Source organism: Nonomuraea candida (assembly GCF_000725485.1).
Taxonomy (GTDB): domain Bacteria; phylum Actinomycetota; class Actinomycetes; order Streptosporangiales; family Streptosporangiaceae; genus Nonomuraea; species Nonomuraea candida.
In genome coordinates, this window is sequence record NZ_JOAG01000012.1 from 231,286 (window position 1) to 250,073 (window position 18,788).

An 18,788-nucleotide genomic window follows, 5' to 3' on the forward strand; every position below is an offset into this window, starting at 1 on the left:
GTGCTCTACCCTTCCTCTCGCTGCGGCCGGATCTTCTTCTTCGGCGGACCCTGGTGCTCGCGCTCCACCTCGACCCTCGTCTCGGTGTCCGGCTCGCTCGCCGCGGCCGCGGGGTCCTGCTGCTTGCCGGTCAGCTGCGAGAGCGCGGGGCCCGCCGCCTCCACCACGCCCTGGATCACCTCCTGGGTCTTGTCCTTGCTCGGGACGCCCTTGGCCTCCGCCACGACCTCGGGCAGGCCCTTCTCGCTCTTGGACATGTCCAGCCTGTTCGCGGCCTCGGCGAAGCGCAGGTAGGTGTCCACGCTGGCGATGACGACCCGCGCGTCGATCGTCAGGATCTCGATGCCGACGAGTGACACCCTCACGTAGGCGTCGATCACGAGGCCCTTGTCGAGGATGGTGTCGATCACGTCGGCGAGACCTGACGGTCCGCCACCGCCTCCCTGACCGGCGGTCGCCGCCGGCTGGATGGACGTGCTCATAGTGATTCCCCCTTGCTTTCCGCGAGCCTGCCCGGGAAAAGCAGACAGGGAACCCCATACAGCTTAAAAACTGGCACACGGCGGGTTTGCGGTGCTTACCCCCCGCAAGCTCCGCAGAGGGCCAGGAGGGCGTCAGAAGGGCGCGGCCGGGAGGGGGTCAGGTGCTGGCGCGGACGGCCAGGAGGGGGGTCAGGAGGGTGGCGTCGGGGACCGTGCGGCCCTCCAGCTTCTCCATGACCAGCCGGACGGCCTCCCTGCCCACCTCCTCCGCCGGGATCAGCACGGAGGTGAGCGGCGGCCCGGCCCGCTCGGCCACGTCGTCGGGGCAGATCGCCACCACCGCCACGTCGTGCGGCACCCGGCGCCCGAGCTGGCGCAGCGCCGCCAGCACGTGACTCACCGCCGCCTCGTTGTGCACGACCAGCCCCGACAGGCCGGGGTGGTCGAGGAGCAGGTCGCGCACGGTCTCGTACACCTCGTCGAACGTCTCCTCGCACGGCAGCGCGACGCCCTTGATCCCGTGGTCGCCCAGGGCCGCCACGAAGCCCTCGCGGGTGCGGGTGGCGAAGCCGGTGCCCCGGTCGTACACCACCGACGGGGCCCCGAGCAGCGCGATCTCCTCGTGGCCGCGCTCGGCCAGGTGCTCCACGCAGCGCGCGCCCGCCGCGGCGAAGTCGAGGTCCACGCACGTCAGGCCGGCGGGCTCGGCGGGGAAGCCGATCAGCACGCTCGGCTCGGCCAGCTCGCGCAGCAGCGGCACCCGGCGGTCGTCCAGCTCCACGTCCATCAGCACCAGGGCGTCCACCAGCGCGCTGGCGGCCACCCGCAGGATGCCCTCGGTGCCCTCGTCGGCGGTCAGCAGCAGCACGTCGTGGTCGTAGCGGCGGGCGGCGGTGACGACGGAGCTGGCGAAGCGCATCAGCACCGGCACGTGCATGCCGGCGCGCAGCGGCAGCACCAGCGCGATCACGTTGGAGCGCTTGCTGGCCAGGGCGCGGGCGCCGGCGTTGGGGTGGTAGCCGAGGGCGCTGATGCTGTCGAGCACCCGCCGCCTGGTGTCGGCCGAGATCGTGCGCTTGCCGCTGAGCACGTAGGAGACCGTGCTCACGGCCACGCCCGCGTGCTTGGCGACCTGCGCGATGGTGACCGTGCGCCCGCTCAAGCCGCCGCTCCGAAGCCGATCCGGACCAGCGTCACGCCCTCGTTCTCGAAGACCACGTAGAGATCGTGCACCCCGCCGGCGCCGGCCAGGGGTGCCGCGACGGAGTGATAGTCGTACCGGCCGGTCCTGGGCACCGGGAACGTGGCCAGCGCCGGGCCGTACAGCGGGTCGCCGCGGCGGATGGTGATCATGCCGCCCTCCGTGCTGCCCGCCTCGGCCACGCAGGACGTGACGCCGGTCAGGTCCACCTCGCGGAACAGGATCCAGGCGCCCGCCACCTCGGACCGCACGGCGTCGCCGTCCACCCTGGTCTCGTCGACGAACGTGATCGCGTCGTACTCGTCGTGGTCGGCCCCGCGCAGCAGGCCCGACTGGGGCGGGATGACCTCGCCCTCGACCTCGAAGCGGGCGCTCAGGCGCAGGTCGGTGGCGCTGCGGCCGACCATGAGCCGGTGCGGCGCGCGCTCCACCACGAACCGGCTCCTGGTCACGTCCCAGAAGGCCAGCTCGGAGACGGGCAGGCGGAGCGCGACCCGGCGGCTCTCGCCCGGCGCCAGGCGCACCTTCTCGAACCCGCGCAGCCGGCGCAGCGGCTGCTTGACGCGCGAGCGCTGCTGGTGGGTGTAGAACTGCACGACCTCGACGCCGGGGCGCGGGCCCGTGTTGGTGACCGTGACCTCGGCGTGCACGACGCCGCCGGACTGCCGGACGCGCAGGTCGTCGTAGCCGAAGGTGGTGTAGCTGAGGCCGTGGCCGAAGGGGTGCAGGGGGACGCCGCGGAAATACTGGTAGGTGGCGTCGGAGGCGATGATGTCGTAGTCGAGCAGGTCGGGCAGCTCCTGCTCGGAGCGGTACCAGGTCTGGGTGAGCCGGCCCTCGGGGTCGGCGTCGCCGAACAGCACCTCGGCCAGGGCGTGGCCGTACTCCTGGCCGCCGTGCGCCGACCACAACACCGCGGGCAGCTCGTCCTCGGTCCAGGTGAGCGGGTAGCCGCTGGAGACGACCATGACCGTACGCGGGTTCGCCGCGCGCACGGCCCGCACCACGGCGTCCTGCGCGGGGGCCAGCGCCAGGGTGGTGCGGTCCTCGGTCTCGCGCCCGTTGACCAGGGGGTGGTCGCCGACCACCACGACCGCCACGTCCGCCGCGGCGGCCACGCGGGCGGCCTCGCCGGCGCCGCTGACCACCACGTCCATGGCCAGCCAGGCGGCCTGGTCGGCGTCGTCCACCAGGCCCAGGACGCCGTCCGGACCGGCGGCGACGTAGCAGCCGGTCGAGATGTGGCGCAGGGCCAGGGTGCCGCGCGGGCGCTCCTCGATGCGGAACGTCTGGCGCACCTCCCACCCGTTCGGCCCCGGCTGGTCGTTGACCAGCGTCGTGCCGTCCACGGAGACGAACCGGCCGGTGGCCACGGCGCGCAGCGCGTACGCGCCGCCGCCCCAGTCGAGCAGGTCGAACAGGCCCGGCTCCGCGGCCCCCGCGCGCAGCGGCCCGCCGGCCGGGTCGGCGGTGACGGGGCCCGCGTCGGCGGTCAGCGTCACCCGGTCCACGGCCTCGCAGAACACGGTCTCGCGGCGCTCGGACAGGCCGGCGCGGGCGGTGACGGCGTAGGGCAGGGTGCCGCTGTACCAGTCCTCCATCAGCGCGTCGCCGAGCTGGCCGATCACCGCGACGGTGCGCACGTCGTCGCCCAGCGGCAGCAGGCCGTCGTTCTCCAGCAGCACGAACGAGCACCGCGCCGCCTCCCTGGCCAGCGCCTGATGCTCGGGGCAGTTGACCACGCCGTCGGAGATCTCGTCGTACGGCGTCGCCGGGTCGAACTCACCCAGCCGGAACCTGATCGACAACACGTGCCGGACGGCGGTGTCCACGTCCTCCTCGGCCAGCAGCCCACGGTCGAGCGCGTCGCGCAGGTGGCCGAGCGTGGCCCCGGCGCGGTCGTCGTCCTGGGTGAAGCTGTCGATCCCGGCCCTGAGCGCGTGCGCGTACGCCTCGGGCGGGGTGTCGTGGTAGCCCTGGAGCGTGGTGAGGTTGCCCGGCGCGTACGCGTCGCTGACCACCAGCAGGTCGTCCGGGGCCCAGGCGCGCAGCACCTGCCCGATCAGCGGGCTGAGGTGCGCCGGCCGGCCGTTGACCAGGTTGTACGAGGGCATCACGGCCACCGCCACGCCCTCCTCGATGGGGCCGCGGAAGGCCGGCAGCTCGTACTCGCGCAGCACGCGGGGCGGCAGGTTGCTGGAGGTCGTGCAGCGGTCGGTCTCGTTGTTGTAGGCGAGGAAGTGCTTGAGCGTCGGCGCGGTCTTGAGCACCCTGGGAGCGCTCCCACCAGGCGTCTCGCCGTCCTCTTCGGGAGCGCTCCCACTGAGCCCGCGCGCGTACGCCGTGGCCATGACCGAGGTCAGCCACGGGTCCTCGGAGTAGCCCTCCTCGTTCCGGCCCCACCGGGGGTCGCGCAGCGGGTTGACCACGGGAGCCCACACGTTGAGCCCCGCCCCCGCCGGGTCCTTGTGGTGGAAGGCGAGCACCTCGTCGCCGGTCGCCGCGCCGACCCGGCGGACGAGGTCGCGGTCCCAGGTCGAGGCCAGCCCGATGGCCTGGGGGAAGACGGTGGCCGGACCGAGCCAGGCCAGGCCGTGCAGCGCCTCGGTGCCCGTGCGGAACGCGGCGAGCCCCAGCCGCTCGACCGGCGCCTGGTACTGGTGCAGCAGGCCCACCTTCTCCTCAAGGGTGAGCCTGCCCAGCAGGTCGTCGATCCGGTCTCGAAGGGGGGCCGCTGGGTCGCGGAAGGGGGGTGGTTGCATGATCATCCCTCTGAGAGTGTCGAAGCGCTTCGACGACCGGCCTGGGGAAGTTACGCGGAAATTTCGGTGGATTGACTGAAGGGTGCACGTCCCTGTGACCAAGGTCAAGGGATTCGCGACAATCCTCCCGGCAATCTTCCCGAGTCGACCGAGTCGAGCACCCGCGCCGCGCCGCCGAGCGCGGCCGCGTCGTGCCCCAGCGTGGAGGCCACGACCTGGCAGCCGCCCGCCTCCGCGGCGACCGCGCCGGCCGCCGCCTCGGCCCGGACGGCGGGCAGCAGCCACGGGGCCAGCGGGACGTAGTAGCCGCCGAGGATCACCACCTCGGGATTGAGCAGGTTGGCCAGGACCGACACGCCCTTGCCGAGGTTGCCGCCCACGGCGGCGAGCGTGGCCAGCACGTCGCGGTCGCCCGCGCGTGCCAGGCGCACGACCTCCTCGACCTCGACCTGGACCTCCGCCGGCGACGGGTCCTTGCGCAGCACCGCCCCGATGCCGGCCATGGCCTCCAGGCAGCCGCGCCGGCCGCAGCGGCAGGCGGGGCCGTCGGGGTCGAGCTGGACGTGGCCGATCTCGCCGCTGAAGCCGCGCCCGCCCCGGCGCAGCCGCCCGTCGAGGATGACGCCGGCGCCCACGCCGATCGCGCCGCTGAGGTAGACCAGGTCGGAGGCGCCCGCGTGGGAGCCGAAGCGCTGCTCGGCCAGGGCCGCGAGGTTGGCGTCGTTGTCGACCTGGATGGGAAAGCCCGGATCACGCAGCGCCTTGGCCAGGTCGCCGCCGAGGTCGGCGTCGTGCCAGCCGAGGTTGGGCGCGACGCGCACGCTGCCCTGCCGGTCGACGAGCCCCGGCACGGCCACGGCCAGCCCCAGCACCTGGCGCTCCTCCTTGGCCATCCGGCCGACCACCCGCCTGATGATCGCCCCCACCCCGGCCACGCCCTGGCTGACGGACCCGCCCCCCGAGAACGCGCGCCGCCAGGTCAGCAGCCGCTCCCCCGCCAGGTCGGTCGCCACGGCGGACACGGTGTCGACGCTGATCTCCACCCCGATGGCGGCGTACGGCGAGCCGTCGAGCACGAGCATCGTGGCCGGCCTGCCGACGCGGTTCTCGGTCAGCCCGGTCTCGCGCACCAGCCGCCGGTCGATGAGGTCGGCGACCAGGCTGGAGACCGTCGCCTTGTTCAGCCCGGTGGAGGCCGCGATGTCGGCGCGCGAGCAGGGCGCGTGCTCGCGGACGAAGCGCAGCACGACCGCGAGGTTGGTGGCCCGTACGTCGGCGAAGTCGGCCGGCTGAGGGCCGGTCGTAGAAGTGATCAATATCAGCCCCGTTCCCGCCATGAGATGACCCCAGCATGCCGCATCACGGGCTCCCTTCACCAACCTGTGACCACCGCGCTCACTTGTGGCTGCTGCGACAGTCTACTAATTTGTTTGGCTGGAATACCAACTAATTGTAGCGGTGGCCGCGTGCGGCGGTCCACAGCAGGCAGCGGGGTTCGTGCCGGGAGGCCATCCCCCACTCCGAGAAGGGAGCGAGCCATGCCCACGTCCACGACTCGCCGCGGATTCCTCGGCCTGGTCGGCGCGAGCGTCCTGGCAGCGGGCTGCGCCGAGAAGAGACAGGTGTCCAAGGGCACGGCCGTCGCGGCCGACAAGCTCAAGAGCCTCGTGCCCACGCGGATCCCCTTCGAGATCCCCGGGCTGAAGCCCGACCTGCCCGGCGCCGAGTTCGTCCAGCCCGGCTTCCTGACCCGCCCCGCCACCATGGTGCAGGCCGTCACCGCCAAGCCGCTCACCAGCGGCAAGGAGGTGGCCGCGATGACGCCGCTGTGGGGCACGGTGCCGCCGGGCCTGGGCAGCAACTCCTACTACGACACGGTCAACGAGCGGCTCGGGGGCGTCGTCCGCTTCAACATCTCCGACGGCAACACCTACGGGCAGAAGCTCAGCACCCTGCTGGCCAGCGGCGACGTGCCCGAGATGGTGATGGTGCCGGAATGGGAGCTGATCAAGATCGGCCACTTCACCGAGGCGGCCAACAAGCTCTTCGCCGACCTGTCGCCCTACCTGGCCGGCGACAAGGCCAAGGAGTTCCCCCTGCTGGCCAACTACGACACCGCGGCCTGGCAGTACGGCGTCTTCGGCAACGTCCTCCAGGGCATCCCCTGGCAGAACGACCCGTACCCGTTCGCGACCTTCGTCCGCCAGGACATCCTCCAGGAGCTGGGCCTGCAGCACCCCAAGAGCGGCGACGACCTGCTCGCGCTCGGCAAGGCGATCACCGACGCCAAGGGCAAGCGCTGGGCCTTCGGCGGCGGCATGGAGCAGGAGATGCAGCGGGCCTTCGGCGCGCCGCGCGAGTGGCGCAAGAAGAGCGACGGCACCCTGGAGTACAAGTACGAGACCGCGGAGTTCGCCGCCGCCATCGAGTTCATGGTCAAGCTCTTCGAGGCCGGCTACGTGCACCCCGACGTCGTCGCCAACAAGGACGCCGACAACAAGGGCATCTTCGGCAGCGGCCAGATGGTCATCTACCGCGACGGCCTGGGCGCCTGGCACGAGAACCTGGGCCGCTTCCAGCCCGACAACCCGAAGTTCGACATGCAGATCGTGGACCCGTACCCGGCGCGGCCCGGCGGGAAGACGATCATGTGGCGCAACGAGCCGGCCAGCATGTTCGTCTTCATCAGGAAGGGCCTGGGCGACGCCCGCACCCGCGAGCTGCTCGCGCTGTCCAACTGGACTTCGGCGCCGTTCGGCACCCAGGAGTACGAGCTGGTCCACAACGGCGTGGAGGGCAAGCACTACACGATCGACGACGGCAAGGTGAAGCAGACCGCGCTCGGGCGCAAGGAGGTGGCGCCCACCTACATGTTCCTGTCGGGACGGCCCAACGCCAACGCGATGAGCCAGTACGAGGGCCTCGTCCAGGCCCAGCACGACTGGCAGACCGAGGCGTCCAAGCTGCTGGAGAACGACCCGTTCGTCGGCATCCGGGTGGAGAAGCCGTCCCGGATGGCCGGGCTGACCGTGCCCACCGAGGACAAGATGCAGGAGATCTTCCGCGGCAAGCGCCCCGTGTCCGAGTGGCCCAAGATCGTCAAGGAGTGGCAGGACCAGGGCGGGAACGAGGCGCGCGAGTTCTACATGAAGACCGCGCGCGAGAACGGCAGGCTGTGAGCTCTTCGATCACGGCGGCGGCCGGCCCGACCTGGCGGGCCAAGCTCCGCAGGGACTGGCCGCTGCTGGCGATGAACCTGCCCATGCTGCTGGTCGTCGTGGCCTTCTGGTGGGTCCCGGCGCTCGGCAACGTCATCGCCTTCCAGGACTACAACCCGTACACCGGCGGCATCCTCGGCAGCCCGGTCATCGGCTTCACGAACTTCGCGCTGCTCTTCCAGGACCCGCAGTTCCTCCGGGCGATCGCCAACACGCTGTCGATCACCGCCTTCCAGCTCGTCTTCTACTTCCCCGTGCCGATCATGCTGGCGCTGCTGCTCAACAGCATCGTCTCGGCCCGGCTGCGGGCGTTCGTGCAGGGCGTGGTCTACCTGCCGTTCTTCTTCTCCTGGGTGCTGGTCGTGGCCATCTTCCAGCAGATGTTCGGCGGGGCGGGCCTGCTGGCGCAGGTCCTGCGGGAGAACGGGCACGAGGGCGTCGACTGGATGACGAACTCCGACACCTTCATCCTGCTCCTCACCTCACAGACCATCTGGAAGGACGCCGGCTGGGGCGCGATCATCTTCCTGGCCGCCCTCAGCACCATCGACCCGAACCTGTACGAGGCCGCCGCCGTGGACGGCGCCCGCCGCTGGCGGCGCATGTGGCACATCACGCTGCCGGGGCTGCGCCCGGTGATCGTGCTGCTGCTGATCCTGCGCCTCGGCGACGCCCTGAACGTCGGCTTCGAGCAGTTCATGCTGCAACGCAGCGCCGTGGGCAGCGAGGCGTCCGAGGTGTTCGACACGTTCGTCTACTGGTCGGGCATCCGCACCGGCGACCTCGGGTACGGCGCGGCGGCCGGGCTGTTCAAGGGCGTGGTGGGGCTGCTGCTCATCATCGCCGCCAACCGGGTGGCGCACGCGCTCGGCGAACGAGGGGTGTATTCGAGAACATGACGGCCCTGACATCGAGAGCCCGCCGCGCCCCGGCCGGGCTCGCGCCCTGGGAGGAGCGGCGCCATCCGGCCGGCCAGTTCGGCAAGGGGGCGCTGATCACGCTGATCCTCGTGGCCGTGCTCGGCCCGCTCTACACGATCGTGCTGACCAGCCTGAGCTCGTCGGCCACGGTCAACGCGGCGGGCGGGCTCGTGCTGGTGCCCGACGGGATCACGTTCGAGGCGTACCGGCAGATCTTCTCCGACACGGTGGTCAGCCGGGCCGTCCTGGTCAGCACCGGCGTGACCGTGGCAGGCACGCTGATCAGCGCCGGGGTGAGCGTGCTGGGGGCGTACTCGTTGTCGCGCCCCGGCTCGTTCCTGCACCGGCCGCTGCTGTTCAGCGTGCTGCTGATGTTCGTGTTCTTCCCCGGCATCATCCCGGTGTACCTGATGGTGAGCGGGCTGGGGCTGAAGGACTCGTACTGGTCGCTCATCCTGCCGACGGCCGTGTCGGCGTTCAACGTGGTGGTGCTGCGCTCGTTCTTCATGAGCATCCCCGGCGAGATCCTGGACAGCGCCCGCATCGACGGGGCCGGGGAGTTCCGCATCCTGTTCCGCATCGTGCTGCCCATGTCGAAGGCGGTCACGGCCGTGGTCGCGATGTTCTACGCCGTGGGCTACTGGAACTCCTGGTTCAACGCGATGCTCTACATCGACGACACCCGCAAGTGGCCGCTGGCGCTGATCCTGCGTCAGTACGTGGTCGACTCCAACCCCCTCCCGGCCGCCACGGCCGGCGTCACCGGCGACGCCCCGCCCACCCTGGCCATCAAGATGGCGATCGTCGTCATCGCCGTCATCCCGGCCCTGATCCTCTACCCCCTGGTGCAACGCCACTTCACCAAGGGCGTCATCGTCGGCGCCATCAAGGGCTGACCCTGCCTCCGGCGAGAGGGCTCTCGGCGTGGTTTCACGCCCGGTCCGGGGTGGAGGGGGGTGAGGTTCTGAGGGTTTCGGTGAGGGCGGCGATGCTGTGGTCGCCGTGGCCGGACTCCGCGGCGCGGCGGAGCAGGTCGTAGAGCGGGGCCAGCCAGGACGTGTCCACGCCCGTCTCCTTGGTCAGGTCCTCGTCGTGGGCGGCGCCGGCCAGGAAGAGGTTCACCGAGGAGGCGGCGTCGGAGTAGTCGCCGGTGTCGATCTCCCTCGCGTACACCGGCAGCAGGGACTTGATCATGTCCAGCCACTTGCCGGCGAAGCGCACCATGCTGCTCACCTCCAGCCCCCGGGACTGGATGGCGGCGGCGCCCTGGAAGAAGCCGGTGAGGGCGGGCAGCAGGGTGGCCCCGACCGCCATCTCGTACAGGGCGGCCAGGTCGGGCTCGTCGCCCAGGTGAACGGTGTCGCCGCCGAGCACCTTCAGGGCCGGCTCGTACGCGTCGAAGACCCTCTTGTCGCCGCTGTAGTAGAGCAGGGTCTCCGGGTCGCCCACGGCCGAGGGCACGTTCTTGACCGCGCCGGCCAGGAAGCGGGCGCCGTGGCCGAGCGCCCAGGCGGACATGTCGCGGGCGCCGGCCGGGGAGCCGCTGTTCAGGGTGACCAGGGCGCGCTCGCGCAGGGCCGCGGCGGCCGGTGCCAGGGCGTCGCGGGTGTCGTCGAAGGTGGTCAGGGCGGTGACGACCAGCGGCGCGGCCGAAACCGCCGCCTCGATGTCCTGCGCCTGCTCCGCTCCCCTGGCGACGAGAGGCGCCGCCTTGGCGGGGGTCCTGTTCCAGACGGTGGTCGGATGGCCGGCCCCGAGGAAGGCCCCGGCCAGGGCCGTGCCCATCGCGCCCAGCCCGATGACGGTCACCGGGTGCTTTGCTGTCATGTGCGTGCTCCAGTCATAGAGAGTGGTGGCGTGGGCGCCCTCCCCCATGTTGGTGCTTGCGCATACATTTACTCAAGTACCGACAATTTTGCCGGGTACTCACATAAATGTCAGTGTGGAGTCATGAGCGAGACGAAGAAGCGCACGTTCACCTGCGGGCTCGACGCCGCGATCGCCGTGATGGGCGGGAAGTGGAAGGGGCTGGTCCTCTTCGCGTTGCAGGACGGCGCGCTGCGCTTCGGGGAGTTGCGGCGGGCGATCCCCGGCATCAGCGAGCGGGTGCTGATCCTGCAACTGCGCGAGATGGAGAGCACCGGGCTGCTGCATCGCGAGGTCTATCACCAGGTCCCGCCGAAGGTGGAGTACTCGCTCACCCCGTTCGGCCACTCGCTCAACGCGGCGATGGGGCCGCTCGGCGAGTGGGGCGAGCAGCACCTCGATCGCATCGAGGCGATCGCGTGGGACCAGGTGAGCGGCAGCGGCACCGACCGCTGAGCGGCGGGGCGGCCCACCTCCGGTGGTGGCGCGGTCGCCGGTGGCGGCGCGGCCTCCGGGTGGCGCGGCCTGCGGGTGGCGCGGTCGCCGGTGACGCGCCCGGGTGGGGACGGTCAGGAGCGCAGCAGTTCGTACGCCGCGTACGCCGTCACTCCGTACGCCAGATGCGGCAGCAGGTCCGAGACCCACGCCGAGGCCGGCCATTCGCGCGGGTTCGTGACGCCCAGCGCGGTCAGCGGGGCGTTGGAGCCGGTCATCGCCAGCGCGGTCAGCGCCAGCACCCCGGCCGGGCACGGCGGCCGCCGGCGGGAGGTCAGGAGCCCGTAGCACAGGGCCGCGCCCGCGCCGGTGGTGTAGCCGAGCAGCGCGCCGAGCGCCTCCTTGCGGTGGTCGGCCCGCTCGCCCTCCCCGAGGCTCACGCCGGCCAGGTCGCTCAGCCTCGCCACGGCCCGCCGCGGGGTGCTGCTGGCGCCCCGGGCCCGGACGGCCATGTCGAGGTATGAGGCGAGGTTGAGCGCGCTGGTGCCCGCGGCGCCCGCGATCAGGCTCTTGACCAGTGTGTGCATGCGCGCACTGCTACCCGGGAGCACGCCCCCCAGACAGGTTCGGCCTCGTCGGGGAGGCGCTCGTGGCGGGCTCCCGGGCGCGGGTGGCGCCTCCCCAGGCCCTTCCCTTACGCCGGGGTGCAGGTGAGGGTGGTGGGTGGGGTGTTGGTGCCGGAATGGCTACCGTTGAAGCCGAACGACGTCGTCGCGCCCGCGGCCAGGGTGCCGTTGTAGCCGACGTTGACGGCGGTCACGTTCTTGCCCGACTGCGTCTGGGTGGCGCTCCAGATCTGGGTGATCTTCTGGTCGTTCGGCCAGGTCCAGGTCACCTTCCAGCCGGTGATCGAGGAGGTGCCGGTGTTCTTGACGCCCACCTCGGCCTGGAACCCGCCTGGCCAGGAGTTGCCCGCCTTGTACGTCGCCTCGCACCCCGTCCCCGCCGTCGGAGTGACGGTCGGGGTGACGGTGGGCGTCACGGTCGGGGTGACCGTCGGGGTGACGGTCGGGGTGACCGTGACGGGCGGGCCCGTGCGGTCGCCGTAGATGATGCCCCGGCCGTTGGTCCCCAGGTAGACCCGGCCGTACACGCGCGGGTCCCCGGTCAGGGCCTCGCCCATGTTGCCCCACTGGTGCTTGTCGTCGTTGATGCGCACCCAGGTCGAGGCGCCGTCGTCGGAGCGGTACAGCCCGGTGACGCCGTCGATCGTGGCGACCGCGTAGACCGCCAGGTACGTCCCGCCGGGCGCCGCCTTGCCGAAGCCGACGTTGACCGCGTTCGTGATCCCGGACAGCTTGGTGAAGGAGGCGCCGCGGTCGGTCGAGTGCCAGATGCCGCCCTCCCCGGCCACCCAGACGTCGCCCTCGACGCCGGGCACGGCCTTGACCTTGCCGCTGGCGGGCAGGCCGGTGGCGGCGGTGGCGGTGAAGGAGGCGCCGCCGTTCGTGCTGACGTAGAGGCGGCCGCCGCTGAGGCCGTAGAACGTGCTCGCGTTGACCCGGTCCGACTCCACGATCGCGCCGGTGGGCAGGCCGGCGGCGGGCTGCCAGGAGGTGCCGTACCCGACCGAGTGGACGGGGGCCACGTCCTTGGGGGCCCAGACGAAGCGGGAGCCGTCGGCCGCCGCGGCGACCGTGCCGCCCTCGTTGACGCCGGCCGGCTCCGTGCCCTGGAACCAGTTCGCGCCGCCGTCGGTGGAGAAGGCCACGTGGCTGTCGTTCGGGCGGTCGGCGTCGGTGAAGTTGCCCGCCCTGACCATGATCGAGGGCGCCTTCTCCGCGTAGTCCAGGCTGGTGGTGGAGGTGAAGTTCGGGGAGGTGAACATCATCGGCGGCACGGCGTCCAGGTCGGTGTGGCGGAAGCCGGCGATGTCGCCCAGGCCGCTGACCAGCGGCGCGCCGCTCGGCGGGCTGATCAGGTCGAGGACGGCGGTCTCCTCCAGGCCCTTGGCCATGGGCCTGATGGTGAACTGCGCGCCGGAGTCCCACTTCGTGAGGTCCTCGGTGCCGTAGATGGTGGCGCCGGTGCCGTACATCATCCGGTCGGAGTCGAACGGGTCGATCTCCAGGGACTCGGTCATCCAGCCCAGCTTGGGCGTGACCTCGGGCGGCTGCGGGTTGGTGCCGAAGGTCAGCCACGGGTTCGCGCTGATGTCCATCTTGTAGCGGAAGGAGCGGTTGGGATAGGAGGTCCAGTCCCACACGCGGGTCCACGTCGCGCCGGAGTCGGTGGAGCGGAAGAAGATGACGTCCGGCCACCAGGAGATCTGCGTGGCGACCATGATCGTGGCCGGGTCCTGGCGGTCGATGGTCAGGCCGCTGTAGCCGAAGTAGTCGTCGGCGCTGGAGGACGGGACGGGGCTGATCTGGGTCCAGGCGCCGGTGGCGGTGGCGTAGCGCCACACGTCGCCCTTGGCCCCGTCGTACGGCCCGCCGGTGTCGCTCGTGGCGAGGTAGAGGTAGCCGTTGACGGTGTCGAGCACGCCCTTGTGGGCGATGTAGCCGGTGGGCTGCCCGGCCAGCCGCGACCAGGTGGCGCCGCCGTCGGTGGTGCGGTAGACCGTGTTGTCCTTGTCGGCGACGCCCACGTAGATGGTCCTGGTGGCGGTGCCTGCGGCGGACGAGCGCTTGTCGTAGGTCACCCACACCACGCCCGGCCGGTGGCTGAGGTAGCCGTTGGGGTCGTTCGGGTCCTGGGCGTAGTTGCCGGGGTTGGGGAAGCTCGTCACCTTCGACCAGGTCGCGCCGTAGTCGGTGCTGCGCCACAGGCCGTTGCCGTTGGGCGCGCCGAGGTACAGGACGCGGTTGTCGTTCGGGTCCACCGACAGCGCCTCGCCCATGCCGCGGCCCGGCATGTTGCCACCGAGCTTGAACGGCAGCGGCGTGACCTGCCACGTGTCACCCTTGTCGGTGGAGCGCAGGATGGCGCCGTTGTTGGGGTCCCAGGAGTTGGTGTACATGCCGACCGCGGCGTACAGGCGGTTGGTCTGCACGGGGTCGGTGGCCAGGCTGATCACGCCGTTGTAGCCCCAGCGGTCCCAGCCGACCCAGTCGAGCAGCGGGGTCCAGGACCTGGTGGACTGGTTCCACCGGTACGCGCCGCCGATGTCGGTGCGGGCGTAGATCAGGTTGCGCTCGGTCGGGTTGAAGACGATGCCGGGGACGAAGCCGCCGCCGTCGATCCTGACGTTCTTGTACGTGTACGGGTCCGAGGCGACCGCCGAGACCGGCGACATCCGCACGCCGGCCGCCGCCAGCAGCACGGCGGCGGTCGCGAGCAGCACGAACAACCTTCTTCGCATGCGCGGCTCTTCCTTTCCGGAGGGCACGCCGGAGGGCGCCCCAGAGGCGTCAGATGACCGCCATGCACGAGCAGAGTGCACCGACCCTGACCGTCGCCGCGCCTTCGCGCATGAGCTTTCACCCAGCAGGCTCACACACAGGCGCGACGGAGGTCAATAGTTTGGACGGACGACGAATTAACCACCGGCCGTGGAGCCCGCTCAGACCGCGCTCGGGCTCTCCGGCGCGACCGGCCGGCGCGCCGGGGACCGGCCGAGACCCGCCGCCCAGAGCGCGACCGCGATGTAGAGGACCTGCTCGGGGATCCGCTGCCACAGCGGCGACCCGACGTCCTCCAGCCCGAGCGCGGCGGCCTGCACGTTGGCCGGCAGCAGGGCCACGAACAGCAGCGCCAGGCAGATACCGGCCGCGCGCCGGGTCCGCTCCAGCACCAGCCCCGCCGCCCCGGCCAGCTCCAGCACGCCGCTGGCGTACACCACGAAGCCGGGGAACGGCACCCATGACGGCACCATGGCCACCATGTCGGCGTAGTTGGGCATGAAGGTCACGTCGGCGGGGGCGAAGTGGGCGCTGGCCGTCATGACGAGCATGACGGCGAGCCCGTGGGCCGCGCTCACGCGCCAGGTGTCGAACCGGCGCACGCCGAACCTGCCGAGCAGCCGGAACGCCAAGGTGGCGACCAGCAGGACGATCACAGTCATGATCCCCTCCATTGGATAGCTGAACTACCTAGCTCTAGATAACACCACTATCCAATGAAGGGCAACCCGGAAGAGGGTGCGGAACATGGCCGCCCCGGCCCGATCAGAACCGACCAGGGCCGGCGCGACCGCGTCAGCGCATCCGATCCTTCGGCGGCGGCGCGACGCTCACCTTCGAGCCCCATCCGGTGTAGCTGGTCACGGTCTTGAACCGGCCGTCCGTGGGCACGTTGTCGACGGCCTGGCGCGAGGTGACGAGCTTGTGCGGCAGGTTGTCGGCGCCGAGCGTGAGCTCGTACGTCAGGATCGTGTCCGCGTCCCCGCCGAAGGGCAGGCTCGCCCGGAACCACGGCGACACCTTCGCCAGCGTGGCGTAGCCGATTTTGCCGGAGTACATGCGGCCCTTCTTCTCGCCCTTGAGCAGGACCTTCAGCGTGGCCGGCTCGGCCGGGTTCACGAGCTGGCCGTAGGTGCCGGTGTAGGCGCCGGTCGAGCCCAGGGGCTCCTTGGTGAACTTGCCGTCCTCGGGGGTGTAGACGTCCGTCCGGTGGCTGGTCCAGCTCTTCCCGCCGATCCAGATCGTGCGGCCGCCGTCCACGGCGTACAGGCGGTTGAAGACGCCGCCGGAGTACCTCTTGGCGTCGGCGGTGATGTCGGAGGCCGCGATGCCCTTCTTGCCGAACTGCCACTTCCCGGTGCGCCGCAGGAACGTGGTGGTCTCGGAGTCGGCCACCAGGGAGGTGACGTCGCTGAACCTGACCCCCTTGCCCGGCTTCAGCGTCCCTTGCAGGACCTTGACCGGGTCGGCCGGGGCGGCCCCGGCGGGGGTGGCGGCCATGAGCCCGGTGATGGACACGCTCATGGCCGCCACGACGGCGACTGCGATCTTCCGCTGCATGAGTTCCCTTTCCAGGAGCGCGGGGGTGGATCGCAGAGTCTGCCGGAAGTTGATCACGACCTGGTGAACGCGAAGTCCCTGATCCGCAGGTCGCCCTTGAACACCAGGTACAGGTCGCCGGTGCCCGCCCGCACCGTCGCGGTCACGGTGCCGTACTCGTAGACACCGCCCGTGGCGGGCACCTGCACGGTGGCGAGCAGCGGGCCGGTCGGCGAGCCGCGCCGCACCTCGAACGAGCCGCCGGCCGCCGAGGCCACCCCGGCCGTCAGGCGCGCGCCCCAGGCGGCGCGGGTGAAGGCCAGCCAGTCGCCCGCCGAGCCCGCGACGACCTCGCCGCTCACCTTGCTCTCGTCGGCGAAGGCGACGCCCGCGTAGTCGTCGAAGTCCATCGCCCGGGTCGTCCTGGTCAGGTCGCGCACGGGGACCGTCTCGCCGGGCACGCGCAGCGTCGTGGACTGGCGGATGCGGTCGGAGGCGGAGCCGACGAGCACGTCATGGGTGGCCTGCTCGACGACCCACCTGTTCCTGGTGTGGTCCCAGACGGCCAGGTCCGGCCGCTTCAGGGTGAAGCTCACCGTACGGGTCTCGCCGGGCTCCAGCGTCACCCGCTGGAAGCCGCGCAACTGCTTGACCGGCTGCTCGAAGCGGGAGTCGCGCTGGTGGGTGTAGAGCTGGACGACCTCGTCGCCCCTGACCCGGCCGGTGTTGGTGACCTTGACGCTCACGGTGTCGCCGCGCACGCGCAGGCCCTGGTAGCCGAAGGTGGTGTAGCTCAGGCCGTGGCCGAAGGCGTAGAGCGGCTTGTCCTTGCCGTACAGGTACGTCATGCCGGTCTTGGTCAGGTCGTAGTCCAGCACGCTCGGCAGGTCGTCGTCGCTCGCCGGCCAGGTCTGGGTGAGCCGGCCGCCGGGGTTGACGTCGCCGAAGAGCACGTCGGCGACGGCGTGCCCGGTCTCCGCGCCCGCGTGCGTGGTCCACAGCAGCGTCGGCGCGTCCACGATGACGGGGTAGCTGGTCTCCAGCACCACGACGGTGCGCGGGTTGGCCTTGCGCACGGCCTCGATCAGCCGCCGCTGGCCCGCGCCGAGCCGCAGATCGTCGCGGTCGCGGAACTCGCGCCCGGCCACGAACGGGTGGCTGCCCACCACGACGACCGCGACCTCCGCCTGGGCGGCCTGCGCGGCGGCCGCGGCGACGCCGTCGGAGACGATCTCCTTGCCGAACCTGGCCGCCTGCGCTCTGGGCACCAGGCCGGGCGTGCCGTCGGTGACGCCCACGTACGCGTCGGGCAGGCCGAACCAGCCCTCCACGGTCTCGAACCCGGCGTAGCGGATGAGATGGCTGCCGTCGGGCTGCTCCTCCAGGGCGAACTGCTGGGAGACGTACCAGCCGTCGGGCTCGGCGTCGTCGGTGTCCAGCGAGCGCCAGTCGCCGCCGAGCAGCCTGCCGTTGCCCGCGTTGCGCAGCGTGGAGACGCCGCCGGTCCAGTCGGTGAGGTCCCACTGCGCGGCCGCGTCGGACGCGGCGCCGGTGAGCGCCGCGTTGTCGTCGGGGCCGGTGCCGGTGGCGGCGAGGTATTTGCCGGAGTCGAGGTGCTTGAGCGCGATCCGCTCCAGCCCCTCGCCGGTGGTGACGCCGGGCACCCGCTCCTTGATCCCGTCGAGCGGCGTCACCTGGTACGGGAGCTGCCCGGAGTACCAGTCACGGTAGAGCTTGTCCGACAGCGGGCCCACCACGGCCGCCGACTTCGGCGCGCGCAGCGGCAGCACGCCGGAGTTCCGCAGCAGCACCGCCGCCTTCCCGGCGGTCTCGCGGTTGAGCCGCTGGTGCGCCGCGCTGTTGATCACATCGGCGGTGATCTTCTTGTACGGCCCGCCGTCCGGGTCGAAGTGCCCCAGCCGCGTCCGGATGCTCAGCACGTTGCGCACCGACTCGTCCACCTCCGCGACCGTGAGGTGGCCCTGGTCGAGCGCGGCCTTGAGGTTGGTGAGCATCGGCCCGAGGTCGCTGCCGTCGATGGTGAAGCTGTCCAGCCCGGCCTTCAGCACGGCGGCGAACGCCTCGGGCTTGTCGTCGTAGTACTTCTCCAGGTCGGTCAGCGCGTGCGGCCCCCAGGCGTCGCTGGGGTGGTAGAGCGTCTTGTCCGTCCACGATCGCACCACGGTGTCCAGGTCGCGGTTGACGTGGTTGGGCCGCCCGTTGACCAGGTTGTACGACGCCATCACCCCGGTCGCCGCGTCGGCCGAGATCGCCGCCTTGAAGGCCGGCTCGTAGTACTCGTGCTTCAGCTTGGGCGTCAGGTTGGAGGAGGTCAGGCTGCGGTCGTTCTCGTTGTTGTAGGCCAGGTAGTGCTTCAGCACCGGCGCGGTCTTGAGGTAGAAGGGGTCGTCGCCCTGCAGCCCCTTGCCGTACGCCGTCGAGATGGCGCCGGTCAGCAGCGGGTCCTCGGAGTAGCCCTCCTCGTTGCGGCCCGCGCGCGGGTCGCGCAGCAGGTCCACCACCGGCGCCCACACCTGGAGGCCCCACAGCACGGGATCGGCGGCGTTGTAGCCGCGCGTCTCGTCGCCCACGGCCGAGCCGACCTTCCTGATCAGCTCGGGGTCCCAGGTGCTGGCCAGGCCCACCGCCTGCGGGAACACGGTGCCGCTGGCGAACTTCTGGTTCCAGTTGTCGTTGAGGTGGTTGGACCAGGCGACGCCGTGCAGCGCCTCGGTGCCGTTCTTGTGGTAGGCGATGCCCAGGCGCGGGATGGCCGGCTGCGACTGGTGCAGCAGGCTCAGCTTCTCGTCCAGCGTGAGCCGGCCGAGCAGGTCGTCCACCCGCCGTTCCAGCGGCAGGGCCGGGTTCTGGAAGGGGTACGCCTCGGCGTGCGCGGAAGGCGCGGTGAGCAGCGAGGCGGCGAGGGTCAAGGCCGCTAACAGCGGGATCTTTCGCATCAAA

Annotated in this window: 14 protein-coding genes; 4 read left to right on the top strand and 10 right to left on the bottom strand. The window is 71.3% G+C overall.

The window, feature by feature from the left end; translation table 11 throughout:
- Positions 1 to 5: 5 nt before the first annotated feature.
- The 4 genes from gvpJ to IO39_RS13025 form a co-directional block, all read right to left on the bottom strand.
- Complete coding sequence (gvpJ, locus tag IO39_RS13010; protein ID WP_052422821.1) at positions 6 to 482, bottom strand: gas vesicle protein GvpJ; 477 nt, start codon at positions 480 to 482, stop codon at positions 6 to 8.
- Between the two features lie 157 nt (positions 483 to 639).
- On the bottom strand, positions 640 to 1,644 hold the full coding sequence (locus IO39_RS13015; protein ID WP_043621010.1) for a LacI family DNA-binding transcriptional regulator: 1,005 nt from the start codon (positions 1,642 to 1,644) through the stop codon (positions 640 to 642).
- A complete protein-coding gene (locus IO39_RS13020) occupies positions 1,641 to 4,451 on the bottom strand; it encodes a glycoside hydrolase family 3 protein (RefSeq protein ID WP_043621013.1) in 2,811 nt (936 codons plus the stop codon). The genes IO39_RS13015 and IO39_RS13020 overlap by 4 nt, the downstream gene beginning before the upstream one ends.
- 98 nt (positions 4,452 to 4,549) lie before the next feature.
- Positions 4,550 to 5,761: an ROK family transcriptional regulator gene (locus IO39_RS13025; protein ID WP_043621015.1), complete on the bottom strand. Its 1,212-nt coding sequence runs from the start codon at positions 5,759 to 5,761 to the stop codon at positions 4,550 to 4,552.
- A gap of 222 nt (positions 5,762 to 5,983) precedes the next feature.
- Here IO39_RS13025 and IO39_RS13030 point away from each other — a divergent pair, with 222 nt between their 5' ends.
- The 3 genes from IO39_RS13030 to IO39_RS13040 are packed head-to-tail and all read left to right on the top strand — an operon-like array spanning position 5,984 to position 9,479.
- On the top strand, positions 5,984 to 7,624 hold the full coding sequence (locus tag IO39_RS13030; RefSeq protein ID WP_043621022.1) for an extracellular solute-binding protein: 1,641 nt from the start codon (positions 5,984 to 5,986) through the stop codon (positions 7,622 to 7,624).
- Positions 7,621 to 8,562, top strand: a complete 942-nt coding sequence (locus IO39_RS13035) for an ABC transporter permease (protein ID WP_043621023.1) — start codon at positions 7,621 to 7,623, stop codon at positions 8,560 to 8,562. The genes IO39_RS13030 and IO39_RS13035 overlap by 4 nt, the downstream gene beginning before the upstream one ends.
- Positions 8,559 to 9,479, top strand: coding sequence for a carbohydrate ABC transporter permease (locus IO39_RS13040; protein WP_043621025.1), 921 nt, complete (start codon positions 8,559 to 8,561; stop codon positions 9,477 to 9,479). The genes IO39_RS13035 and IO39_RS13040 overlap by 4 nt, the downstream gene beginning before the upstream one ends.
- Positions 9,480 to 9,513: 34 nt before the next feature.
- Here IO39_RS13040 and IO39_RS13045 read toward each other — a convergent pair whose 3' ends face one another.
- Complete coding sequence (locus IO39_RS13045) at positions 9,514 to 10,410, bottom strand: NAD(P)-dependent oxidoreductase (RefSeq protein ID WP_043621354.1); 897 nt, start codon at positions 10,408 to 10,410, stop codon at positions 9,514 to 9,516.
- 123 nt (positions 10,411 to 10,533) lie between these two features.
- Here IO39_RS13045 and IO39_RS13050 point away from each other — a divergent pair, with 123 nt between their 5' ends.
- Positions 10,534 to 10,905: a winged helix-turn-helix transcriptional regulator gene (locus tag IO39_RS13050; protein WP_043621027.1), complete on the top strand. Its 372-nt coding sequence runs from the start codon at positions 10,534 to 10,536 to the stop codon at positions 10,903 to 10,905.
- Between the two features lie 113 nt (positions 10,906 to 11,018).
- On the opposite strand, the gene IO39_RS13055 is transcribed toward IO39_RS13050, so the two are convergent.
- The 5 genes from IO39_RS13055 to IO39_RS13075 all read right to left on the bottom strand — a co-directional run bounded on the left by IO39_RS13055 (position 11,019) and on the right by IO39_RS13075 (position 18,784).
- On the bottom strand, positions 11,019 to 11,471 hold the full coding sequence (locus tag IO39_RS13055; RefSeq protein ID WP_043621030.1) for a hypothetical protein: 453 nt from the start codon (positions 11,469 to 11,471) through the stop codon (positions 11,019 to 11,021).
- Between the two features lie 107 nt (positions 11,472 to 11,578).
- On the bottom strand, positions 11,579 to 14,248 hold the full coding sequence (locus IO39_RS13060; RefSeq protein WP_043621033.1) for a cellulose binding domain-containing protein: 2,670 nt from the start codon (positions 14,246 to 14,248) through the stop codon (positions 11,579 to 11,581).
- Between the two features lie 201 nt (positions 14,249 to 14,449).
- The gene (locus IO39_RS13065; protein WP_043621036.1) at positions 14,450 to 14,950 is read right to left on the bottom strand and encodes a DoxX family protein; all 501 of its coding nucleotides are present in this window, start codon (positions 14,948 to 14,950) and stop codon (positions 14,450 to 14,452) included.
- A gap of 133 nt (positions 14,951 to 15,083) precedes the next feature.
- Positions 15,084 to 15,848, bottom strand: coding sequence for a hypothetical protein (locus IO39_RS13070; protein WP_157548268.1), 765 nt, complete (start codon positions 15,846 to 15,848; stop codon positions 15,084 to 15,086).
- A gap of 53 nt (positions 15,849 to 15,901) precedes the next feature.
- Positions 15,902 to 18,784: a glycoside hydrolase family 3 protein gene (locus tag IO39_RS13075; RefSeq protein ID WP_043621042.1), complete on the bottom strand. Its 2,883-nt coding sequence runs from the start codon at positions 18,782 to 18,784 to the stop codon at positions 15,902 to 15,904.
- Between the last annotated feature and the right edge of the window lie 4 nt (positions 18,785 to 18,788).